We start from the raw sequence: 19069 nt of genomic DNA on the forward strand, positions 1-19069 counted from the left end.
GATGTAAGGGATCAAATAACCTTTCTCGCACGCTTACTTGCGAGAACTTGGTGACACTCGTGAGGAACACGAAACGTAGGTGCCTGTCGCTACTTTTCAGTACCCCGTAGAATGCCTTTAATGTCTGTTGGTAATTTTCCAATAACTCCGGGTTGTTGATCGCCTGTAACAAGGGCTTGTCATACTCGTCCACGAGTACCACGACTCCACGACCTGTTTGCTCGTAGGCCCGTCGGATTATCCCCGTGAAATATGACTCGAAAGTTGATAGTAACAAGCTTTTCCCGAAACATCGGGGACGACTCAGAAAATAAGGTTTTCCCGTGTTGGCGATTTGCCATGCTAATGCGGTTTTATCGACATACAGGTAATTACCTTTACGAATATCTTCAAAAGTTTGTATTCCTATTGGGAGTTTTCTAGTTATCACCGTTTCCATGAGTTGTAAAAGTCGATTAATACAAAGATAGTATTTTTTTGATACAAAGTCTGTGCGTTTCACGCGTTTACCCTGTTGTGTGTTTGAAATCACTAAATCTAAAATTAAAAGAGGAGGAGCGTGAAAACATTCAAAAAAGGTGTCTTGTACAGCATACGAGCTGCAAAGCAATTAAAAAAACGCTCCTCCTATAACTTTCTCTAACAATATCTCTTGCTGCAGGTTGTGAATATCTCCCGCGTAATAGTCTACCAGACCACTGTTATACAATTTGCGGGCTCCTTTCAAGGCTTCTTTCCCGTAAAAACCAGCGAACGAGAGAATATTCACTTGAATCTTACCTCCCTTTTCTTTGAAACGGTGGCAATATCCGGTGATATCTTTCGCGTAGAACGGGTAACGTTCCGGGTGAGCCAGAACGGGACAAAAACCTTTAGTTTGCAAGTTGAATATAATCTGGTCCGCGTGGACAGAGGGGGCCACAAAGCTGTGTTCCAACAAAACTTCATTTTTGCAGGAGGCCATGATCTCGTCCCGTTCCAACAAGTCAAGCATGAATTCACCCATGCGGTATTCCGCCGCGGCGTCTACGGGGATATTGATCTTTTCTTCGAGCAACCGTGATTTTAGCACGACCAGCATGCTTTCAATATCATTCCGGGTGTTCATCATGGAGGGATAAGCCACGTGAGGGGTACACGTCAGACGTTGTAACCCGAATGTTTCCAAGCGTTTCACGATCATCACCGCCTCGTCCAGTGTTTTCACCCCGTCATCGAGGGACGGTAACACGTGAGAGTGCATGTCATGTTCGTAAACAAAAGAGTATCTTTTATGCTTGTGGAAAAACAACATTAGCGTGATTTTTTATTATCCTTGTTCCCGTATCCATAACCGTATCCATAACCATAACCGTAACCGTATTTCCCGGTTTCCAATTTTACCCCGTTAAGCACGATACCCAAGTCCGGCAACTGCTTTTCTTTTTCCAGTTCTATCAAGAACTTCAAGGCATCTTTCCTCAGCACGTTTGCCCGGACCACGTACACGCAGGCATCTGCCAGTTTGCTGAGCGTGAACCCTTCGGCCAGCACACCGAGAGGGGGTGTGTCGAGGATGATACAAGTATATTTGTTTTTTAAGTGATCCAGTAATTCTTTTAGGCGGGGACTGGCGATCAGTTGCACCGGGTTGGGTGGGATAGCCCCCCCGAACAACACGTCTAACTCGTCGCTGGCCCGGTAGATCAATTTATCAGGATCATCAACCAGGCCTGCCAGGTATGCAGACAAACCTTCGTGTGACTTATTTTCCAGGAAGTTATGCAAGCTTGGGTTGCGCAGGTCGCAACCGATTAACAACACTTTGTTACCGGCTTTCGAGTATGCGTTAGCGAGGTGTGTGGCCACCAGGGATTTTCCCTCTCCCGGTATGGTAGAGGTTACCATGATCACGGGGCTTTTCTGTTGCTTGAGTATGTAATTCAGCTTCTCCCGGATCAAGTGCATGGATTCCGATTGCAGGAAATCTTCTTCCTCGATCTTCACTTTTCCCTTCTCTATTTCCGGGAATGTTCCCAACAGGGGAAGGCGAACGACTCGCTCCAGGTCTTCCACGTTTCTTACTTTCGTGTCGAGCATATCCCTGCCCAGGATGATCCCCACGGGAATAAACACGCCCAACATGCAACCGAATAATAGAATTAACGATTTCTTGGGTGACACCGGTCCTTCCCCGGCATCCGGGTCTTCGATGATTTTGGCCGTGGGGACGTAAACCAGTTTGGCAATCTCGGCTTCTTCCCGTTTTTGCATCAGGAAAAGGAACAAGTTTTCTTTTAATTCTTGTTCTCGTGCGATAGCCCGGTATTGTTTCTCTTGCGTGGGGACGGAGGTTAATCGCTCGTCCACGGAAAGGCTTTCCCGTTGCAGGCTATTGATTTTTATGATCAGCCCGTTTTCCACGTTCTCGATCGACTCCCGGATACTGCTTTTCAGGTTTCTCAACTGCATGTCCATTCCCGTCACGATCGGGTTGTTCTCCCGCGCACTCAGTAACAGTTTTTCTCGTCTCAATATCATCTCGTTGTAGCGGGTGAGGGCGTTATTCAGCCCGTCATCCGTCAAACCCATGTTTTCGGGTAGGAGAGAGAATTCCCCCTCGTCGTTCTTCTCTGTCAATAACCGGATACTTCTTACCACGTCCAGTTCGGTTTGGACTTTCAGCAGTTCGGCGTTGGCCATTTTCTTTCGTTCCATGGCGAAAGCCGCGTCCGAGGTTATATCCGTCAACTTGTTCGAGCGTTTGAAACGTTCGGCGTCGTTCTCGATCGTTCCCAGTTCGTTGTTAATCACTTTCAGCCGGGTGTTGATAAATTCGACGGTTTTGGCCGACACGACTTGTTTGTCGGCTATCCCGTTTTTATTGTAACGATCAACCAAGGCATGTACTAGCTCGATTCCCCGCGAGGGAATCGGGTCGTTTAACGAGATGCGGATAGCGTTCGTGTTCTTTTCCAAGGGAGTTATAGTCAGTCTCTTGTAAAAACTCTTCGTTGCCTTCTCGTGCGAATCCAGGTTGACCCTGATTTTGGTTAACTCTTTCCCCGTGTACGCCTCGTTTTTCTCTACCGATATATAATAATCTCCGATCGGGATTCTCTCGGAAAAATGTCCTTCCCGGATGACTTGTCCGTCCGGGTCGGTCAGGGTTATCTCGTTATTTTCCTGCAAGATGACATATAAGCAAGTATCTTTGATATATTCCGGGTGATCGATCAGGATCTTCACGGGCGAGTCTTTGTAAAGTTCGATATCCCGTAAAATACCTTCTCGCGTGTAACGAATATTCAATTCCAGGTCTTGCACGACCTCCCGCATCAGGTTCTTCGATTGCAACTCTACCATTTCGTTCTCCACGTACACGTCGCCTGCCGGGGATAATCCCAGTTCTTTCACCATGATACTCGTGCCTAATTCCCCCTTTTTCGTGTCGCTGATCATCACTTTGGAGTGGATGTCGTAGACCGGGGTTTTGATGAGGCAAAAGAGTAGTGCCGCCGCTAAACACAGCGGCACTGAAATAATGAACCAACCCCAGTGAGCTAAAATCTTGTAAAATAACTTTCTTAAATCAATCACGTCCTCTTGTTCAGGTAACATTTCTCTGTTAGCATTCTCGTTCATAATAGGTTATTTCATAGATTTGTAAATAGGTGCAACCAGCTCTCCGGCCATTATCTTAGAATTAAAGCTAACACGGCGACAAAAGTTGATACGCTGGATAATATGTATGGTAAAAGGGTACTGGCGTTTCCACCCGCGATACGTCCCTTGTTCGGTTCGACGTAAATCACGTCATTCTGTTGCAGGTAGAAGAAAGGGGAATGCACCAGCTCGCTCGATGTCAGGTCTACGCGGGTGAAGACCTTCGCGTCACCTTCTTCCCGCATTACCAGCACGTTTTTCCGCTTGGCGTTGATCTGCAAGTCGCCTGCCATGCCGAGAGCGTCGAGGATAGAGACTCGCTCGCTATTCACTTTATAACTGCCGGGACTTTTCACTTCCCCCAATACGGTGACTTTAAAATTCAGGAATTGTATGGTCACGATCGGATTCTTCAAATACCCGGATAGTTTCTCTTTTAGAACCTCCGCCAGTTCGTTGCGGGAAATCCCGTCTACCTGTAACTTTCCCAGCACGGGAAAGTCGATACACCCTTTCTTGTCGACCAAGTATCCTTGCACGCTCTGTTGATTCCCGGAGGAGACCTCTTTTCCCAGTCCGATCATCGGCGTGTTGAAAGGCAAGGCCGCTTCAATATCGTCACAAGAGACAATGATTGATAACAGGTCGTCGGCGTGAATCACGGTCTTGTACTCGCACTCGGTCTTGATTCGTTCGTTAACCTTGATATCTTGTAAATAAACCACGTCCTTGCTCGAAGCACAAGCAAGGCAGGAGATTCCGTATATTGTAATCACGAAAAATTTGTAAATAGACATACACAGCTCTTTTTTATATGTAATAAACCGATCAATAAACCAACGATTAATAATATTTGTTGTGGAGTGAGGTTATATTTGGATTATTTTACTGTAATGACTTGTGTCATAAAGAGAAAATAATTTCTGTATTATTTTGCATTTAATGCAAATTTGAATAATTTTGTCAACCATTAATCGTTCGATTGTTGCTACTTCTTGCTTTTTTGTCGTGTGTCGCAATTTGTGTTGAAATACAGTTATTTAAAATGACAATAAACCGGATCATTTTACTCTTGTATAAAAGTGGTTTTATTTTGTTCGGTTTGTATCTATATTCTAATAATGGATTGTTTTGAGGGAAAATATTGTAATGATATTACTTAACAATCAATTTGACAGTCGAGTGTAAGTTGTAAATAAGTGTTGATTAACAAAAACATGGGATTCTGATAGGGGGCTCCTTGGTGTCTCGCTGGTATATTGATGATAAGTCGAGGCTACCTCGACGGTAAGTTGCCGATGTGGGTCGGCAACTTATCGGTAACTTATCGGCAACTTGTAGATAACATACCGGGGTAACACCGGCGTAAGTACCTTGAAATACAGGTGTTTCACGCTATCAGAAGTCCTTGAATACTAGTGTGAATAAATGTTAAAAAGAAACATAAATTAAGAATATTAATTCTTAATTAAAAGACGGCTAACATCTTGTTTGCCCGTGAATTGTTACCCAAAAAGGAATATCGTGTCTACATATATATAAAGAGAAACCGGACCAAAGTTATCTTTTGGTCCGGTTTCTCTTTATAATGATATGATATTATAACCCGAAACTGAACGTTCCGATGTTCTCGTACACGGTGCTGAGAATTCCCAATAGAAGGATTCCGGCGCTGCATGCAACGAGACTGATACGCGTGTAATTGTCCGAACTGAACTTGGCAATCGGTTCCTCGCTTTTGTTGATAAACATGGCTTTTATCACTCTCAGATAATAGTAGAGAGAGAGAATGGTATTTAACAAGGCGATGAAAACCAGCACGTAGAACCCCTGTTGTGCGGCTGCGGCAAATATGAAGAATTTGCTGAAGAACCCGGCGAACGGGGGAATACCTGCCAGCGAGAACAAGGCGATCATCATCACGAAGCTCAACCGGGGATTCGTGGTGTAAAGCCCGTTATAATCGTCGATCGTGATCTTGCCGGAGCGATGTTCCACGATAGCGATTACCCCGAATGCGGCTAAGTTGGAGAGCATGTATACCAGCACGTAGTAAACCAATCCGGTCATACCCATTGCCGTTCCGCTGATCACGCCCAACATGATATATCCCGCTTGCGAGATTGACGAGTAGGCGAAGAAACGCTTCAGGTTTTGTTGACGTAGCGCGAAAAGGTTGGCGAGCGTGATGGAAGCGATAATTACCCAGTAGAGAATTGCCTGCCATTCATTCACGAGCGGTGTGAAGACCTTGTACAGGATAGCCATCAGCACGAAGGCGGCGGATCCTTTGGAGATCACCGACAGGTAGGCAGTAACGCTGGTCGGCGCTCCCTCGTACACGTCCGGCGTCCACTGGTGGAAAGGAACGAGCGACAGCTTGAACCCGAGGCCCACGAAGAAAAACACGAATGCCATCAACTGGATCGGGCTTCCGGTTATGCCTGCCGGGATGTCTTCGAAGTAAAGCGTACCCGTAGTTCCGTAAATCAACGAGATCCCGTATAGTGACAGACCGGAGGCGAACACCGCCGAAAGGATGTATTTAGCCCCGGCCTCGGCCGATTTCTGTTTGTACTTGTCGAAAGCGGCGAGTGTCGCCATCGGGATTGAAGCCGTTTCCAACCCGATGAAGAACATCAGGAAGTTTCCGGCCGAGATCATGAAGTACATCCCCAGCAGGGTAGCCAGGGTGATCATGTAAAACTCTCCCCGGCGGATGAGCGTGCGTTCATTGGCGAGCCAGTTGGAGGCCTGCATGAACACGAGCAACGTGCCGATATTTAGGATCGTTTTCATGAGACTGCCCATCGGTGTACTGTGATACATTCCCCCGAATGCCGACACTTCTGCTGCCGGGTAGAGATGCACTAGCGTGTGAATCCCCATGAGAATACAGGCGATGGGCTGGAAATATTTCAGGCTTTTCGGGGTGCCGAATATATCGTAAATTAAGAGTATTACGATCACTGCTACCAGTGAAATCTCCTCTTTCATTAATAAAAAATTAGCGTAACCCATGTTTTTATTTTAGATTTATGATTTTAGATTGAAATATAGGAGTCCATAAGGTCCATAAAGTCTGTAAAGTCCATAAAGTCTGTGGACCCCTGCGGGGCGCCTTGTCTACGGCAGCTTGAGCTGCCGATAAACACCGTCCGAAGGACACTAGTGACCTTATGGACTTTATAGACTTTATGGACCTTATGGACTCTTTTATGGACTCTTTTTTCATTTTACATTATTTTAGTGCGGCAATAACCGTGTCAAGTGATGCCCGGATCATGTCGGAAAGCCATAATGGGGCCAGACCGATCCCGGCGATAGCGAGAATCAGTACGGTCGTTGAAAAACGTTCGTACCAGTTGGCGTCGGAGAGAGCCAGGTGGTGTTCGTTGACAACTTTCCCGTAAAGCAATTTTCCGACAACCCGCAGGATGTATACAGCCGTGATGACGATCGAGGTACAGGCGATGATCGTGAATACTCGGTGGAAAGTGTCCGTTTCCTGGAACGCTCCGACAAACACGGTCATTTCGGCCACGAACCCGCTTAATCCCGGCAGACCGAGGGAAGCGAGACCGGCAATAACGTAACAAACTCCAAGGTAAGGCATGATTTTCATCAACCCGCCCATTTCCCGGATATCCCGTGTGTGGGTGCGGCCGTAGATCATACCGATAAGGGCGAAGAATAATGCAGTCATCAAACCGTGTGAAAGCATTTGCATCACGGCTCCCGTCATGGCCGTCTGGTTGAGCATCAGGATGGCAAACAGTACGAGTCCGCAGTGACTCACGGAGGAGTACGCGTTGATGTATTTCAAGTCGGTTTGTACGATAGCCGAATAAGCCCCGTAAACGACGCTGATACCCGTGAGGATGATGAATATCCACGAAAGCTCTTTAGCGGCTTCGGGCATCAAGTAAATGGCAACCCGGAAGCAACCGTATCCTCCCAGTTTCATCAATACCCCGGCGTGGAGCATGGAGACGGCAGTAGGTGCGGAAGCGTGACCGTCGGGTGACCACGTGTGGAACGGGAATAATGCCCCAAGCACCCCGAAACCGACGAATACTAGCGGGAAGAACCAGTATTGCAGGCTTATCGGCATGGCGTGGGCTTGCGCAATCTCCTGCAAGTTCATCGTGAAAGCTCCCGTGCCGGAGGAATGGAAGTATATCCCCAGGATTCCCACGAGCAGCAGGGCCGAACCACCCATCAACATCAAGGTCAATTTCATGGCGGCATATTCTTTCTTGCCGCTTCCCCAGATACCGATCAACAGGTACATGGGAATAAGTGCCACCTCGTAGAACATGAACATCGTGAACAAGTCCACGGAGATAAAGAACCCGAAAACCCCGATTGCCAGCAGGTTAAACCACAGGAAGTATTCCTTTTGCAGGAAGTCCATTTTCCAGGAAGCGAAAGTTCCCGTGAAGACGATAACGGCGGAAAGTAGCAACATGGCCACCGAAATCCCGTCAACTCCCACGGAATAGTGTATATTTAACGGGGCGTACCAAACCGTATCCGCGGTAAACAACATCTCGGCGGTGTTGCCTGCCCCTCGTTCTCCCAAATACGCGAATACCAATCCCACGGCGAGAGCCAGCAACAGGGAAGCTCCCGTGGCTACCGCTACACGAATCTGTTGCAGGTTCTTCGAGAAGAATAGTCCGCACATCGTGAGAATCGGTATCAGAACAAATAGTGATAAAAAGTTCATATTTATTTATGATTTTATTAATTCTGTGATTTGATGATTTTCGATTAGGTGATTTCATCCGCACAAGGCTAATATTTTTAACAATCACTTAATCATTGAATCGGCAATCTCGGAATTGTTTCATTCTACATTTTAAATTTTACATTGTCAATAAAACCAATACCAGTATTAATAACGAACCTAACAGGATCACGTAGGCATACTGTTGTATTTGACCCGACTGTAAACCGCGAATGGAGTAGGAGGCCCATTGTGACATGGCTGCCAGTCCGTTCATGGCTCCGTCGATCACGTGGCGGTCAAACCAGGCGATAGGACGGGAGATATAGTTAAAGATGATGCGTTTCGTGATGAAGAGGTATAATTCGTCCATGTAGAACCGTTTATAGGCGGCACGATGCAGTCCGCTGAACGTGCTAGCCAAACGATCGGGGATCGGGTTTGTATTCTTGTAGAACCACGTGGCGATAGCGATAGAGACCACGGCCACGATGATGCTGGTAATTGCAACCGACCAATCTAGGTGGATGATGTATTCCATCCCGTTGCTGCTGACGAATTTCCCGAAAGGTATAAACCCGGCGAAAAGTGTCACCACGGCAAGAAATATCAAGGGGAGCGTCATCGCCTTCGGGGCTTCGTGCGGCGTGTGTTCGTGTTCGCTTTCCTTTCCCCAGAAGATGTTGTAGTACAAGCGGAACATGTAGAACGCGGTCAGGGCAGCGATGAAGCTCATCACGACACCAAGTACCGGACTGAACATGAACGTGGCAGCGAGGATTTCGTCCTTACTGAAGAACCCGGAGAACGGGGGAATACCCGAAATTGCGAGACAGGCCACGAGGAACGTGATATGTGTCACGGGAAGGTATTTGCGAAGCCCGCCCATGTGACTCATTTCGTTACTGTGAACAGCGTGGATGATGGCTCCCGCGCCAAGGAATAACAAGGCTTTGAACATGGCGTGCGTGAACAGGTGGAACATGGAAGCCATGTATCCTAATCCCTCGTGTCCTTCCATGCCGGAAACCCCGAGTGCGACCATCATGAAACCGATCTGCGAGATCGTGGAGAAGGCGAGCACCCGTTTAATGTCTGTCTGCACGCAGGCTACGATGGCCGCATAGAGTGACGTGACGGCACCCACGACAGCAATCAGCACGAGTACCTCGGGTGCCTCGAAGTAGTACACGGGGAACAGACGTGCCACCAGGTATACCCCGGCAACCACCATCGTTGCGGCATGAATTAATGCTGACACGGGGGTGGGACCTTCCATTGCATCCGGTAGCCAGATATGTAATGGAAACATGGCCGATTTCCCGGCACCTCCCATGAAGATTAACGCCATGGCCCAGCTCATCACGGAACATCCCATAAAGGTGGTTCCGGCGGCCCCGGCGAAGAGCGACGTGTCACCCGACGTCAATAGTTCGAAAGAGAATGTTTTCGTGTAGAACGAGAGCAACAGGATACCGATCAGGAAACCGAGATCGGCGAACCGGGTGACGATAAACGCTTTCTTGGAAGCGGCAACGGCTTCCGGTTTGGTGTAGTAAAAGCCGATCAGCAGGTAGGAAGAAACTCCCACCAATTCCCAGAAGATATACATCTGGAAGATATTCGTGGCAACCACCAATCCCAGCATCGAGAAGCTAAAAAGCGAGAGGAAAGCGTAATAACGCTGGAATCCTCTTTCTCCGTGCATGTATCCTAAACTATAAACGTGTACCATTAACGACACGGTAGTGATCACGACCAGCATCATGACCGAGATAGGGTCCAGCAGGATACCCAAGTCTATATGCAGGTATTGGGTGAATCGCAGCCATTCGAAATTAAACGGGATGACCGGGACGCGTACGCCTTCTACCCGGGGCATCGAGAAATATTCCCACGCGGTCATGTAGGCCAGCAGGGCGCATATCGCCAGCGACAAACTCCCGATACATCCGGCCACTCCGGGCTTTAATCTCGTGCCCAGAAGACCCAACGCCAGGAACGTCAGAAGCGGTAGTATTAATATTAAAATTGTATATTCCATCTTTTAATTTTAGATTTTACATTTTAGATTTTAGATTTCCTCGCTCCAGTCTCGCTTTTTCATTCTAAATCTGTTTATCTTTTTCATTTTTAATTTTCAATTCTCCATTTTCCATTCTAGTGCTTCATCTCGTTCAAGTTCTGCACTTGTATATTGCGGATATTCCGGTATATATTAATGATAATGGCTATGGCAACGGCCGTCTCGCAAGCGGAAACCCCGATAGCGAACAGGGTGAAGAAAAAGCCTTCCATCTGTTCGGGAAAGAGATAACGGTTGAACACGGCAAAGTTGATGTCCACCGAGTTCAGGATCAACTCGATAGAGATCAGCACGGCGAGCAGGTTCCTCCGGGTAATGAAACCGTAGATTCCCGCGAAAAGCATGATCGTGCTGATCACCAAGTAATATTCCATGTGTAGTTCCATATTCTTATTTTAGATTTTACATTTTAGATTTTAGATTCCCTGGCTCCGGAGATTCAGTAGTGCAAACTGCCGTAAACAAAGCGCCCCGCAGGGGTTCATTGACTTTATAAACTTTATTGACTTTATAAACTCTTTTCATCTCTTTCGTGCTATCATGATTCCACCGATGATACAGGTCAACAACAGGACACTGATCGCCTCGAAGGGAAGCAGGTACTGGTATTTTTCCGTGCCCATCAAGGCTGTTCCGATCACTTTCTGGTTGATCTCTCCACCCACGAAGCGGGAAGGACCGAACGAGTGCATTAACGTGATGTAGATACATATTGCGGCACCCGCGAGAGCCGTGATTAACCCGGCAAACATCTTGCTGTTCTTCAATTTGCTCACTTTCGTCTTGTCGGGCGTGGTGAGTAATATCGAGAACACGTACAGAATGATGATACCTCCGGCATAAATGGTTAACTGCACAGCCCCGAGGAATGAATATTCCAACTGGAAATAAATTCCGGCGGTGGCAAAAAGCACGAAAAGCAGGTAGGTCGCCGATCTCAAGATCCGCTTGGTCGTCACGGTCAGGATCGAACAGCCAACGATAACCGCTGCCAGGATGAAAAAGACCGTTTCTTGTAATTCTGCTGTACTCATATAATAATTTATGATTTTAGATTTTAAATTTTGGATCTTATTGATTCCGTGATTTCCGATTTCGGATTAAATGATTTCCTCGCACAATTCTCTCGCTCTTTTCATCATCACCGAATCATAGAATCGGCAATCACTGAATCGTATAACTTTTTTCATTCTCAATTTTCAGTTCTCCATTTTCAATTGGTTTATCGTGCAGGTACTTCACCAGTTTACTGCGGGTGTAGACTGCATGTTCGAACGTGGGGCGGAATTCTATCGCGCCCTGCGGGCACATTTTCACGCAAAGCTGGCAAAACATACAACTTCCCAGATCGTAGCGGTATTTAACTAACACTTTTTTCTTTTTCCCGGCCTCGTCGGTCACGAACTCGGACGTGATTTTGATCGTCCCGTTCGGGCAATTCATTTCGCAGATCCCGCAGGCGATACACTTGTGCTGGCCATTTTCGTCGTGCGGCATGACCAGTTCGCCCCGGAAACGGTCGAATATCTTCAGTGTGGCCCGGTTCTCCGGGTATTGTTCGGTTGTCTTCTTGGTGAAGAACTCCCGAAGCGTGACTTTCATTCCCGTCAGCAACGAGAAAAGTCCTTTGAAAAACGAGGTGAAATATTTTATAATACTTTTCATAGTTTCGCCTTTAAAAATGTAGTTTAAATACGACAATGATCACCATCAGGAAAAGATTGATCAGGTTGATCGGTAACAGGTATCTCCATTCCAAACGGAGTAACTGGTCGATACGCAACCGCGGGAAGGTCCATTTAAACCACATGATAATGAATATAACCACGGCCGTTTTCCCGAAAAACCAGAAGATAGAAGGTATGTAATCCATGATCTGGTTGAAACTTTCCCAGCCGGGGATATGTAACGGCATCCAGCCGCCAAGAAATAAGGTGCTTGCCACGGATGCCACCACGAACATGTTCAGGTACTCGGCCAGGTAGAAGAAACCGAAGTGCATACCGGAATACTCCGTGTGATACCCTGCGGTCAATTCCGAGTCGGCTTCAGGCAGGTCGAACGGTCCCCGGTTCGTTTCGGCCGTTCCGGCAATGATGTAAACGATGAACGCGATACACGCCGGTAGGTGTCCCTTGAACAGCAGCCAGCCGTCGGCTTGACCTTCCACGATCGTGGAGAGTTGCATGCTTCCGGTAAACACGACCACGGTAAGGATCGACAACCCGATCGACAACTCGTAACTGATCATCTGGGCTCCGCTTCGCATGGCCCCGATCAGCGAGTATTTGTTGTTACTGGCCCACCCGGCGAGCAGGATTCCCACGATGCCGATGGACGACACGGCGATCAGGAAGAAGATACCCACGTTGAAGTCGATCACGTGCAATCCCTTGGCGAAAGGGATACAACTGAACGCCAGCACGGAGGCTATGATTACAACGAAGGGGGCGAGGTTGAACAGGAAGCGATCGACGTGATTGATGTCGATGATCTCCTTGGTCAACATCTTGATCATATCGGCGACACTCTGTATGGTCCCGTAAGGTCCCACCCGGTTCGGTCCGATACGACATTGAAAAAAGGCACACACTTTACGCTCCACGTAGATCAGCACGAGCGCGATCACGGCGTATCCCAGCAACAGGCAAAGCCCGATAAGGATAAACTCAACCAGCGTGGCAGCAGATTGAGGGAGAAAACTCCTCAGGAGTTCATCTACCCATTGTGTTATTGTTGAGAAATCAAACATGTTTCAATTTTAGATTTTAATTAATTCCGTGATTTAGTGATTTATGATTAGGTAATTTCATCCGCACAAGGCAACGTTTATAATAATCACTGAATCATTAAATCGGCAATCACAGAATCCGTTCATTTTCCAATTTTGTTTATCTGTCAATATCCGGTACAACGTAGTCCAGCGTACCCCCGATGGCGATCAGGTCGGCAATTTTACCACCTTTGGTGATCAGGTCAACGATGGATACCAGTGGCAGACACGGGGAACGGAATTTTACCCGGTAGGGATATTTATCGCCCCGGCTTTCGAGGTATACACCGAACTCTCCCCGGCTGGCTTCCACGCTCTTGAAATAGTGACCTTCCGGCAGTTTGATCAGCGGTTTGGTTTTCACGGCGTAGTCCCCGGCGGGGATATTGTCCACGAGTTGTTCCAGTATATGTAATGATTCCAGAATCTCTTCCATACGCACCATGTAGCGGGCGAACGAGTCTCCTTCCGGGTAGAGGATTTCCTTGAAGTCCACCTTGTCGTAAACCCCGTAAGGTGAGTGTTTTCGCACGTCACATGACCACCCGCAAGCGCGTCCCGTGGGGCCGGATGCTCCGTAGGCGATGGCGTCTTCTTTGCGGAGGATACCCACGCCTTTCAGACGTTGTTGGGCGATGACGTTACCCGTGAACACGTCGTGGTACTCCTTGATCATCGGGGGGAGGTATTTGATAAATTCCTTGATCCGGTTGATCAGATTCGGGTGAATGTCTGCCATCACGCCACCGATCACGTTGTAGTTCTGTATGAGGCGGCCGCCCGTGGTTTCTTCCATGATATCCAGCACCTTTTCGCGGTCGCGGAACCCGTAGAAGAAGGCGGTCAGTGCACCCATGTCCATGCAGAGACACGACCAGAATAACAGGTGGGAGGAGAGACGGTTTAACTCGTCCATGATCGTGCGGATGTATTTCACCCGGTCGGGAATTTCCAATCCCATCGCTTCCTCGATACACATGCACAAGGCATGACGGTTCTGGTGGGCGGCGAGGTAATCCAGACGATCGGTCAAAGCCAGCGTTTGCGGGTAGGTAAGACTTTCGCACAGTTTCTCGATCCCGCGGTGAATGTACCCACAATTCACGTCCACTTTCTTCACGATTTCGCCTTCCAGCGATACCCGGAAACGAAGTACTCCATGCGTGGCGGGATGTTGCGGCCCGATGTTTACCACGTATTCATCTTCTTCGAAAAGGATGTTCTCTCTCTCGCTGACTTCCCCGCCGTGCTCGGTAGCCTCGAAAGTTGGGGTGGCGTCCAGCGTTTCCTCGCTATACAGGCGTACCGGGTTGATATCCGGGTTGGCATCATAGTCTTTGCGCAACGGGTAACCAACCCAGTCGTTACGCAAGAACAAGCGTCGCATGTCGGGGTGGTTGATAAACCGGATGCCGAGGAAGTCATACACTTCCCGCTCGTTCAGGTTTGCCGTTGCCCAGATATCGGATACTGTCGGTAACTCCGGGTTTTCCCGGTTGGTAGTGAAGGTCTTCAAAAACAATTTATGCTCGTGAGTCGTGGATTGCAGCAGGCTGATCACGCCCAACGAGTCTCCCCAGTCCATTCCCGTCATGCAGATCAGGAAATCGAAAGCCAGTTCCTTATCCGCCTTCAGCCGGAGGGCTAGCGGGCGGTATTGCGCTGGTTCTACCGTGACGGTAAGAATACCGCTTTCATCGAACTCGGCCTCGGGGATTATATTTTTTATTTTATCTATTAACACCTTTATTAATTTTATATTTTAAATTTTAGATTGAAGAATTCAGAGATTGGGAGATTGCTGATTCTGTGATTCAGCAGCATAAGCTGCTGTCAACAAAGCGCCCGTAAGGGTCCATGAACTTTTTATAAACCTTATGAACTTTATAAACTCTTTTCATCTTCCTTTTCTTTGTGGTTCTTTCCCCCAAGGAATCGTTCCACCTTCACCTTGCGTTGCAGTTGGATCATCCCGTACAGCAGGGCTTCCGGTCGCGGGGGACATCCGGGGATGTAAACGTCAACGGGAATGATCGAGTCGACACCTTGCACCACGTGGTAGGAGTTCCTGAACGGGCCACCCGACACGGCGCACCCGCCCACGGCAATCACGTACTTGGGCTCGGCCATCTGGTCGTACAGACGTTTTAGTACGGGAGCCATTTTATGTACGATCGTTCCGGCTACCATGATGAAATCGGCCTGTCGGGGACTGGCTCGCGTCACTTCAAACCCGAAGCGGGAGAAATCGTAACGTGCCGCACCCACTGCCATGAATTCGATACCACAGCAACTTGTAGCGAAGGTAAGCGGCCAAAGGGAATTCGAGCGTCCCCAGTTGATAACATCATCAAGGCACCCCACGATGACGTTGGTGCCGGATGCCCGAAGTTGTTCAAGATACTCGTTATCGTTGAACTCTTCATATTTCATGGATTTGATTTTTACTTCCATTCCAGCGCTCCTTTCTTCCATGCGTAAGCCAATCCGAGAATAAGGATCAGCATAAAAAACAACACGTTGATCAGACCGTCAATTCCCGCATCCTGAACGGTTACCGCCCAGGGGTAGAGAAACACGGTCTCCACGTCAAACATTAAAAACAGAATTGCGAACAGGTAGTATCCTACCTTGAACTGCATCCATGATGTACCGCGAGTTGGCACGCCGCATTCGTAGGCTTCCCCCTTTTGTTTATTAAAGGTACGGGGGGAAATAGCCCGGGCGATACTCATGGCAATAACCACCAGCAAAATGGCTGTAATCAAAACAACCACGAATAAAGTAAGATTCATAATATTAAAAGTTAGATTCGCCTTCGGCGAGTTTCAAGTTACAAGTGATAAATTTCCGGTTACAAGTTACAGGCAGTAGTTGTTGCAAGTTGCTAATTTGTAACTTGCGGAGCCATGGTTCAACCTGTAACTCGTTTAGTCGGAGGCTAAACGATGATTTCTCGCAGAGCAAAGACGTAATACTTGGTCTTCCCCAGCGTCGAATAGGGATGGAAGTAGAGGTTCTGTTTGGAACCGCTTCTGGCAGAAATATCGTTTTTATTGCTCCGTTGCAGGAAGAACGGCACCAATTGGGACTTGGAGTCCGGAACGACGTGCGAGTATCCCAACGAGAGTTCGCAATTCTCGTGCATGAACAGCAGCAACGGGATTGCGGATGTCTCGCAGACTTCATTCCGGTAGGATTTACGTTCCAGACGGGCTTCTTGCAAGGACAAATCTTGTCCGTTTGCCAGAGACCCGACCGAGCCTGTTAGCACGAGCAACACGATCAATATACTATTCTTCAGCACGTTCAGCATCATTCTTTTTTTACTTAAGGTCCGCAAAGATAACCTAATTTTAAAACTTGGTTGAATATTATGTGGTAAAGAATGTTAATCCGTCCCGCTAGCGGGACGGATTAACATTCGAGTTCATAAGGTCACGGGTGTCCTTCGGACAATGTTTTTGGCAGCTCGTGCTGCCATGGATAAAGCGCCCCGCAGGGGGCCATTGACCTTATAGACTTTATGGGCCTTATAAACTTTATAAACCTTATAAACTTTACGAACTTTATGAACTTTTTCTTACCTTTGTAATTCCGTTGAGAGCAGAGGTTTCTCCGGGTTTAACTATGAAATTAGGGAAAAAATATGAGTGACACCATTCATCATGAATGTGGCTTCGCGATGATTCGATTGTTGAAGCCGTTGGATTATTATCAGAAGAAGTACGGTTCTTACCTTTACGGGCTAAACAGGTTATATATTTTAATGGAGAAGCAGCGCAACCGCGGGCAAGACGGGGCGGGAGTCGTTGGCGTGAAGCTCGACATGGAGCCGGGCTACAAGTACATGGACCGTGTGCGTTCCTGCGATGCCAACCCGATACAGGACGTGTTCGACAGGATTCATGAGCCTTTCACGCCGGAGCTTCTCCGGGAAAAGGATGCGGCTTGGGCGAAGCAAAACCTCCCGTTCGTTTCCGAGATCTATCTGGGGCATTTGCGTTATGCCACTTTCGGTAAGAATAATATAGATTACGTGCATCCCCTGAAACGAGCGAGCAACTGGCGGAGTCACAACTTGGCGTTGGCGGCGAACTTCAACCTGACAAACGTCGACGAGCTGTTTGACAGCTTGATCCGGGCGGGACAGCATCCGCGGAATTATTCCGACACGGTGACATTGCTTGAAAAGGTGGGATATTTCCTCGATGACGAGATACAGGATTTGTATCGTCTTTACAAGGAGCGGGGTTTCTCGAAGCAGGAGATAACCCCGTTGATCGAGCAGACGATCGACCTGCGCGGGGTGTTGGCCAAGAGTAGCGAGGATTGGGATGGCGGCTATGCCGTGGCGGGAGTTGTCGGGCATGGCGACGCGTTCGTGATGCGCGACCCGTGGGGTATACGCCCGGCCTACTATTACCGGGATGACGAGGTGGTTGTAGTGGCTTCCGAGGGTTCCGTTATCCAGACGGCCTTCCAGGGAGTTAACATGCCGATTTCGGAAATACGTCCGGGGTACGCTTTGATTATCAAGAAGGATGGAACGGTGACCGAGGAACTCGTGCGCGAGCCGAAACAACGGGCTAGTTGTTCGTTCGAGCGTATTTATTTCTCACGCGGGAATGACAAAAATATATACCGGGAACGGAAACGGCTGGGCGAGTTGCTGACGCCTCGCCTGGTAGAGGCCGTTGACGGTGATCTCGATAACACGGTGTTCTCGTTTATCCCGAACACGGCGGAGACTTCTTTTTACGGGATGGTAAAGGGGGTACAGCAGTACATGGTCGAGGAGAAGAAACGGTTGATTCGGGAAGGGAAAGCCACGTGGTGCGAGGAGACGCTCGATGCGATCATCTGTCGCGAACCCCGGATAGAAAAGATCGTGATCAAGGATGCCAAACTGCGCACGTTCATCACCTCCGATTCCGGGCGTGACGGGCTGGTGGGGCATGTGTACGACGTGACTTACGGGGCCGTGCAACCGACTGATAACCTCGTGGTGATCGACGATTCGATCGTGCGGGGAACGACTTTGAAGAAGAGTATCCTCCGTATCCTCGATCGTCTCGGGCCGAAGCGGATCGTGGTTGTGTCATCCGCCCCGCAAATCCGTTACCCCGATTGTTACGGGATCGACATGACCCGGATGAACGAGTTTATAGCCTTCAACGCTGCCATTGAGTTGCTGAAAGAACGGCATATGGCCGAACTGATCGACGAGGTGTACCGGAAATGCAAAGCGCAACAGGGATTGCCAAAGGAACAAGTGGTGAATCACGTGAAGGAGATTTATGCTCCCTTCACCGAGGAGGAAATCTCCGACAAGATCGCTGCCATGGTGCGTGACGAGCATCTGAACGCCGAGGTAAAAGTGGTGTTCCAGTCCGTTGACAACCTGCACCTCGCTTGCCCGAACGACACGGGTGACTGGTATTTCACGGGAAATTATCCCACGCCCGGTGGCAACAAGGTGGTGAACACCGCCTACATCAACTGGGTGGAGGGCCGGAACGAAAGGTCGTACTAGGGTTGCCTGCGGTGAGTTACAGGTTACATTTGCCTGCGGCAAGTTGCAGGGTAATACCCCTGCGCAAGGCACTCCCTTTTTTCATTTTGACCTCTAACTAAGTGCGTTGCTGGCGATTTTGATTCCTCCGTCACCAGTTTATCCTCTGTTTATGAGGCCGATGGAAAAGTCGGCATTGCGATAAACAACTACCCCCTCCGACTCCCCCTTACACAGGGGGAGGGGTGATAACCAAGCGGTTTTCCCGCCTGTGTAAGGAGGGGGTAGGGGTGGTAGTTCAAATAATGGGCCTTTTTC

Annotated in this window: 15 protein-coding genes and 1 pseudogene; 1 reads left to right on the top strand and 15 read right to left on the bottom strand. The window is 48.5% G+C overall.

Features of this window, described 5'->3' with window-relative positions:
* Nucleotides 1-28: 28 nt before the first annotated feature.
* The 15 genes and pseudogenes from DWW52_RS01315 to DWW52_RS01385 form a co-directional block, all read right to left on the bottom strand.
* Nucleotides 29-439, bottom strand: a pseudogene (locus DWW52_RS01315) (AAA family ATPase); the annotation flags it as partial.
* A gap of 171 nt (nucleotides 440-610) precedes the next feature.
* Nucleotides 611-1294 (bottom strand): tyrosine-protein phosphatase, encoded by a 684-nt coding sequence (locus DWW52_RS01320; RefSeq protein ID WP_118713670.1) that lies wholly within the window; start codon nucleotides 1292-1294, stop codon nucleotides 611-613.
* Entirely contained in the window at nucleotides 1294-3624 is a 2331-nt protein-coding gene (locus DWW52_RS01325; RefSeq protein WP_118713671.1) for a tyrosine-protein kinase family protein, read from the bottom strand. The genes DWW52_RS01320 and DWW52_RS01325 overlap by 1 nt, the downstream gene beginning before the upstream one ends.
* A gap of 50 nt (nucleotides 3625-3674) precedes the next feature.
* On the bottom strand, nucleotides 3675-4442 hold the full coding sequence (locus DWW52_RS01330; protein WP_118713672.1) for a polysaccharide biosynthesis/export family protein: 768 nt from the start codon (nucleotides 4440-4442) through the stop codon (nucleotides 3675-3677).
* An 802-nt stretch (nucleotides 4443-5244) separates the two neighbouring features.
* Nucleotides 5245-6666 carry an NADH-quinone oxidoreductase subunit N gene (locus DWW52_RS01335; protein WP_118713673.1) on the bottom strand — a complete coding sequence of 474 codons (1422 nt, stop codon included), beginning with the start codon at nucleotides 6664-6666 and terminating at the stop codon, nucleotides 5245-5247.
* 220 nt (nucleotides 6667-6886) lie between these two features.
* Complete coding sequence (locus DWW52_RS01340; protein WP_118713674.1) at nucleotides 6887-8377, bottom strand: NuoM family protein; 1491 nt, start codon at nucleotides 8375-8377, stop codon at nucleotides 6887-6889.
* A 139-nt stretch (nucleotides 8378-8516) separates the two neighbouring features.
* On the bottom strand, nucleotides 8517-10421 hold the full coding sequence (gene nuoL / locus DWW52_RS01345; RefSeq protein ID WP_118713675.1) for an NADH-quinone oxidoreductase subunit L: 1905 nt from the start codon (nucleotides 10419-10421) through the stop codon (nucleotides 8517-8519).
* A gap of 116 nt (nucleotides 10422-10537) precedes the next feature.
* Nucleotides 10538-10837, bottom strand: coding sequence for an NADH-quinone oxidoreductase subunit NuoK (gene nuoK / locus DWW52_RS01350; protein WP_118714275.1), 300 nt, complete (start codon nucleotides 10835-10837; stop codon nucleotides 10538-10540).
* Between the two features lie 147 nt (nucleotides 10838-10984).
* Complete coding sequence (locus DWW52_RS01355) at nucleotides 10985-11497, bottom strand: NADH-quinone oxidoreductase subunit J (protein ID WP_118713676.1); 513 nt, start codon at nucleotides 11495-11497, stop codon at nucleotides 10985-10987.
* A 130-nt stretch (nucleotides 11498-11627) separates the two neighbouring features.
* On the bottom strand, nucleotides 11628-12128 hold the full coding sequence (locus tag DWW52_RS01360; RefSeq protein WP_118713677.1) for an NADH-quinone oxidoreductase subunit I: 501 nt from the start codon (nucleotides 12126-12128) through the stop codon (nucleotides 11628-11630).
* 10 nt (nucleotides 12129-12138) lie between these two features.
* Nucleotides 12139-13215: an NADH-quinone oxidoreductase subunit NuoH gene (gene nuoH / locus DWW52_RS01365; RefSeq protein WP_118713678.1), complete on the bottom strand. Its 1077-nt coding sequence runs from the start codon at nucleotides 13213-13215 to the stop codon at nucleotides 12139-12141.
* Nucleotides 13216-13354: 139 nt separating this feature from the next.
* On the bottom strand, nucleotides 13355-14923 hold the full coding sequence (locus DWW52_RS01370; RefSeq protein ID WP_233556697.1) for an NADH-quinone oxidoreductase subunit C: 1569 nt from the start codon (nucleotides 14921-14923) through the stop codon (nucleotides 13355-13357).
* 197 nt (nucleotides 14924-15120) lie between these two features.
* Entirely contained in the window at nucleotides 15121-15690 is a 570-nt protein-coding gene (locus DWW52_RS01375) for an NADH-quinone oxidoreductase subunit B (RefSeq protein WP_118713680.1), read from the bottom strand.
* Nucleotides 15681-16031 (bottom strand): NADH-quinone oxidoreductase subunit A, encoded by a 351-nt coding sequence (locus DWW52_RS01380; RefSeq protein ID WP_118713681.1) that lies wholly within the window; start codon nucleotides 16029-16031, stop codon nucleotides 15681-15683. The genes DWW52_RS01375 and DWW52_RS01380 overlap by 10 nt, the downstream gene beginning before the upstream one ends.
* Nucleotides 16032-16177: 146 nt before the next feature.
* Nucleotides 16178-16555: a hypothetical protein gene (locus DWW52_RS01385; RefSeq protein ID WP_148315305.1), complete on the bottom strand. Its 378-nt coding sequence runs from the start codon at nucleotides 16553-16555 to the stop codon at nucleotides 16178-16180.
* 330 nt (nucleotides 16556-16885) lie between these two features.
* Between DWW52_RS01385 and DWW52_RS01390 the strand changes: the two genes are divergently transcribed.
* Nucleotides 16886-18772: an amidophosphoribosyltransferase gene (locus DWW52_RS01390; RefSeq protein ID WP_118713683.1), complete on the top strand. Its 1887-nt coding sequence runs from the start codon at nucleotides 16886-16888 to the stop codon at nucleotides 18770-18772.
* Nucleotides 18773-19069: the final 297 nt, after the last annotated feature.

The organism is Odoribacter sp. AF15-53, from assembly GCF_003479425.1.
Taxonomy (GTDB): Bacteria; Bacteroidota; Bacteroidia; order Bacteroidales; family Marinifilaceae; genus Butyricimonas.

Excerpts from the sequence above, each read along its gene's own strand:
- DWW52_RS01340 (WP_118713674.1), bottom strand. The coding sequence starts at position 8,377 with ATGAACTTTTTATCACTATTTGTTCTGATACCGATTCTCACGATGTGC.
- DWW52_RS01380 (WP_118713681.1), bottom strand. The coding sequence starts at position 16,031 with ATGAATCTTACTTTATTCGTGGTTGTTTTGATTACAGCCATTTTGCTG.
- DWW52_RS01325 (WP_118713671.1), bottom strand. The coding sequence starts at position 3,624 with ATGAACGAGAATGCTAACAGAGAAATGTTACCTGAACAAGAGGACGTG.
- DWW52_RS01335 (WP_118713673.1), bottom strand. The coding sequence starts at position 6,666 with ATGGGTTACGCTAATTTTTTATTAATGAAAGAGGAGATTTCACTGGTA.
- DWW52_RS01385 (WP_148315305.1), bottom strand. The coding sequence starts at position 16,555 with ATGATGCTGAACGTGCTGAAGAATAGTATATTGATCGTGTTGCTCGTG.
- DWW52_RS01320 (WP_118713670.1), bottom strand. The coding sequence starts at position 1,294 with ATGTTGTTTTTCCACAAGCATAAAAGATACTCTTTTGTTTACGAACAT.
- nuoH (WP_118713678.1), bottom strand. The coding sequence starts at position 13,215 with ATGTTTGATTTCTCAACAATAACACAATGGGTAGATGAACTCCTGAGG.
- nuoL (WP_118713675.1), bottom strand. The coding sequence starts at position 10,421 with ATGGAATATACAATTTTAATATTAATACTACCGCTTCTGACGTTCCTG.
- DWW52_RS01375 (WP_118713680.1), bottom strand. The coding sequence starts at position 15,690 with ATGGAAGTAAAAATCAAATCCATGAAATATGAAGAGTTCAACGATAAC.
- DWW52_RS01330 (WP_118713672.1), bottom strand. The coding sequence starts at position 4,442 with ATGTCTATTTACAAATTTTTCGTGATTACAATATACGGAATCTCCTGC.
- nuoK (WP_118714275.1), bottom strand. The coding sequence starts at position 10,837 with ATGGAATATTACTTGGTGATCAGCACGATCATGCTTTTCGCGGGAATC.
- DWW52_RS01390 (WP_118713683.1), top strand. The coding sequence starts at position 16,886 with ATGAGTGACACCATTCATCATGAATGTGGCTTCGCGATGATTCGATTG.
- DWW52_RS01360 (WP_118713677.1), bottom strand. The coding sequence starts at position 12,128 with ATGAAAAGTATTATAAAATATTTCACCTCGTTTTTCAAAGGACTTTTC.
- DWW52_RS01355 (WP_118713676.1), bottom strand. The coding sequence starts at position 11,497 with ATGAGTACAGCAGAATTACAAGAAACGGTCTTTTTCATCCTGGCAGCG.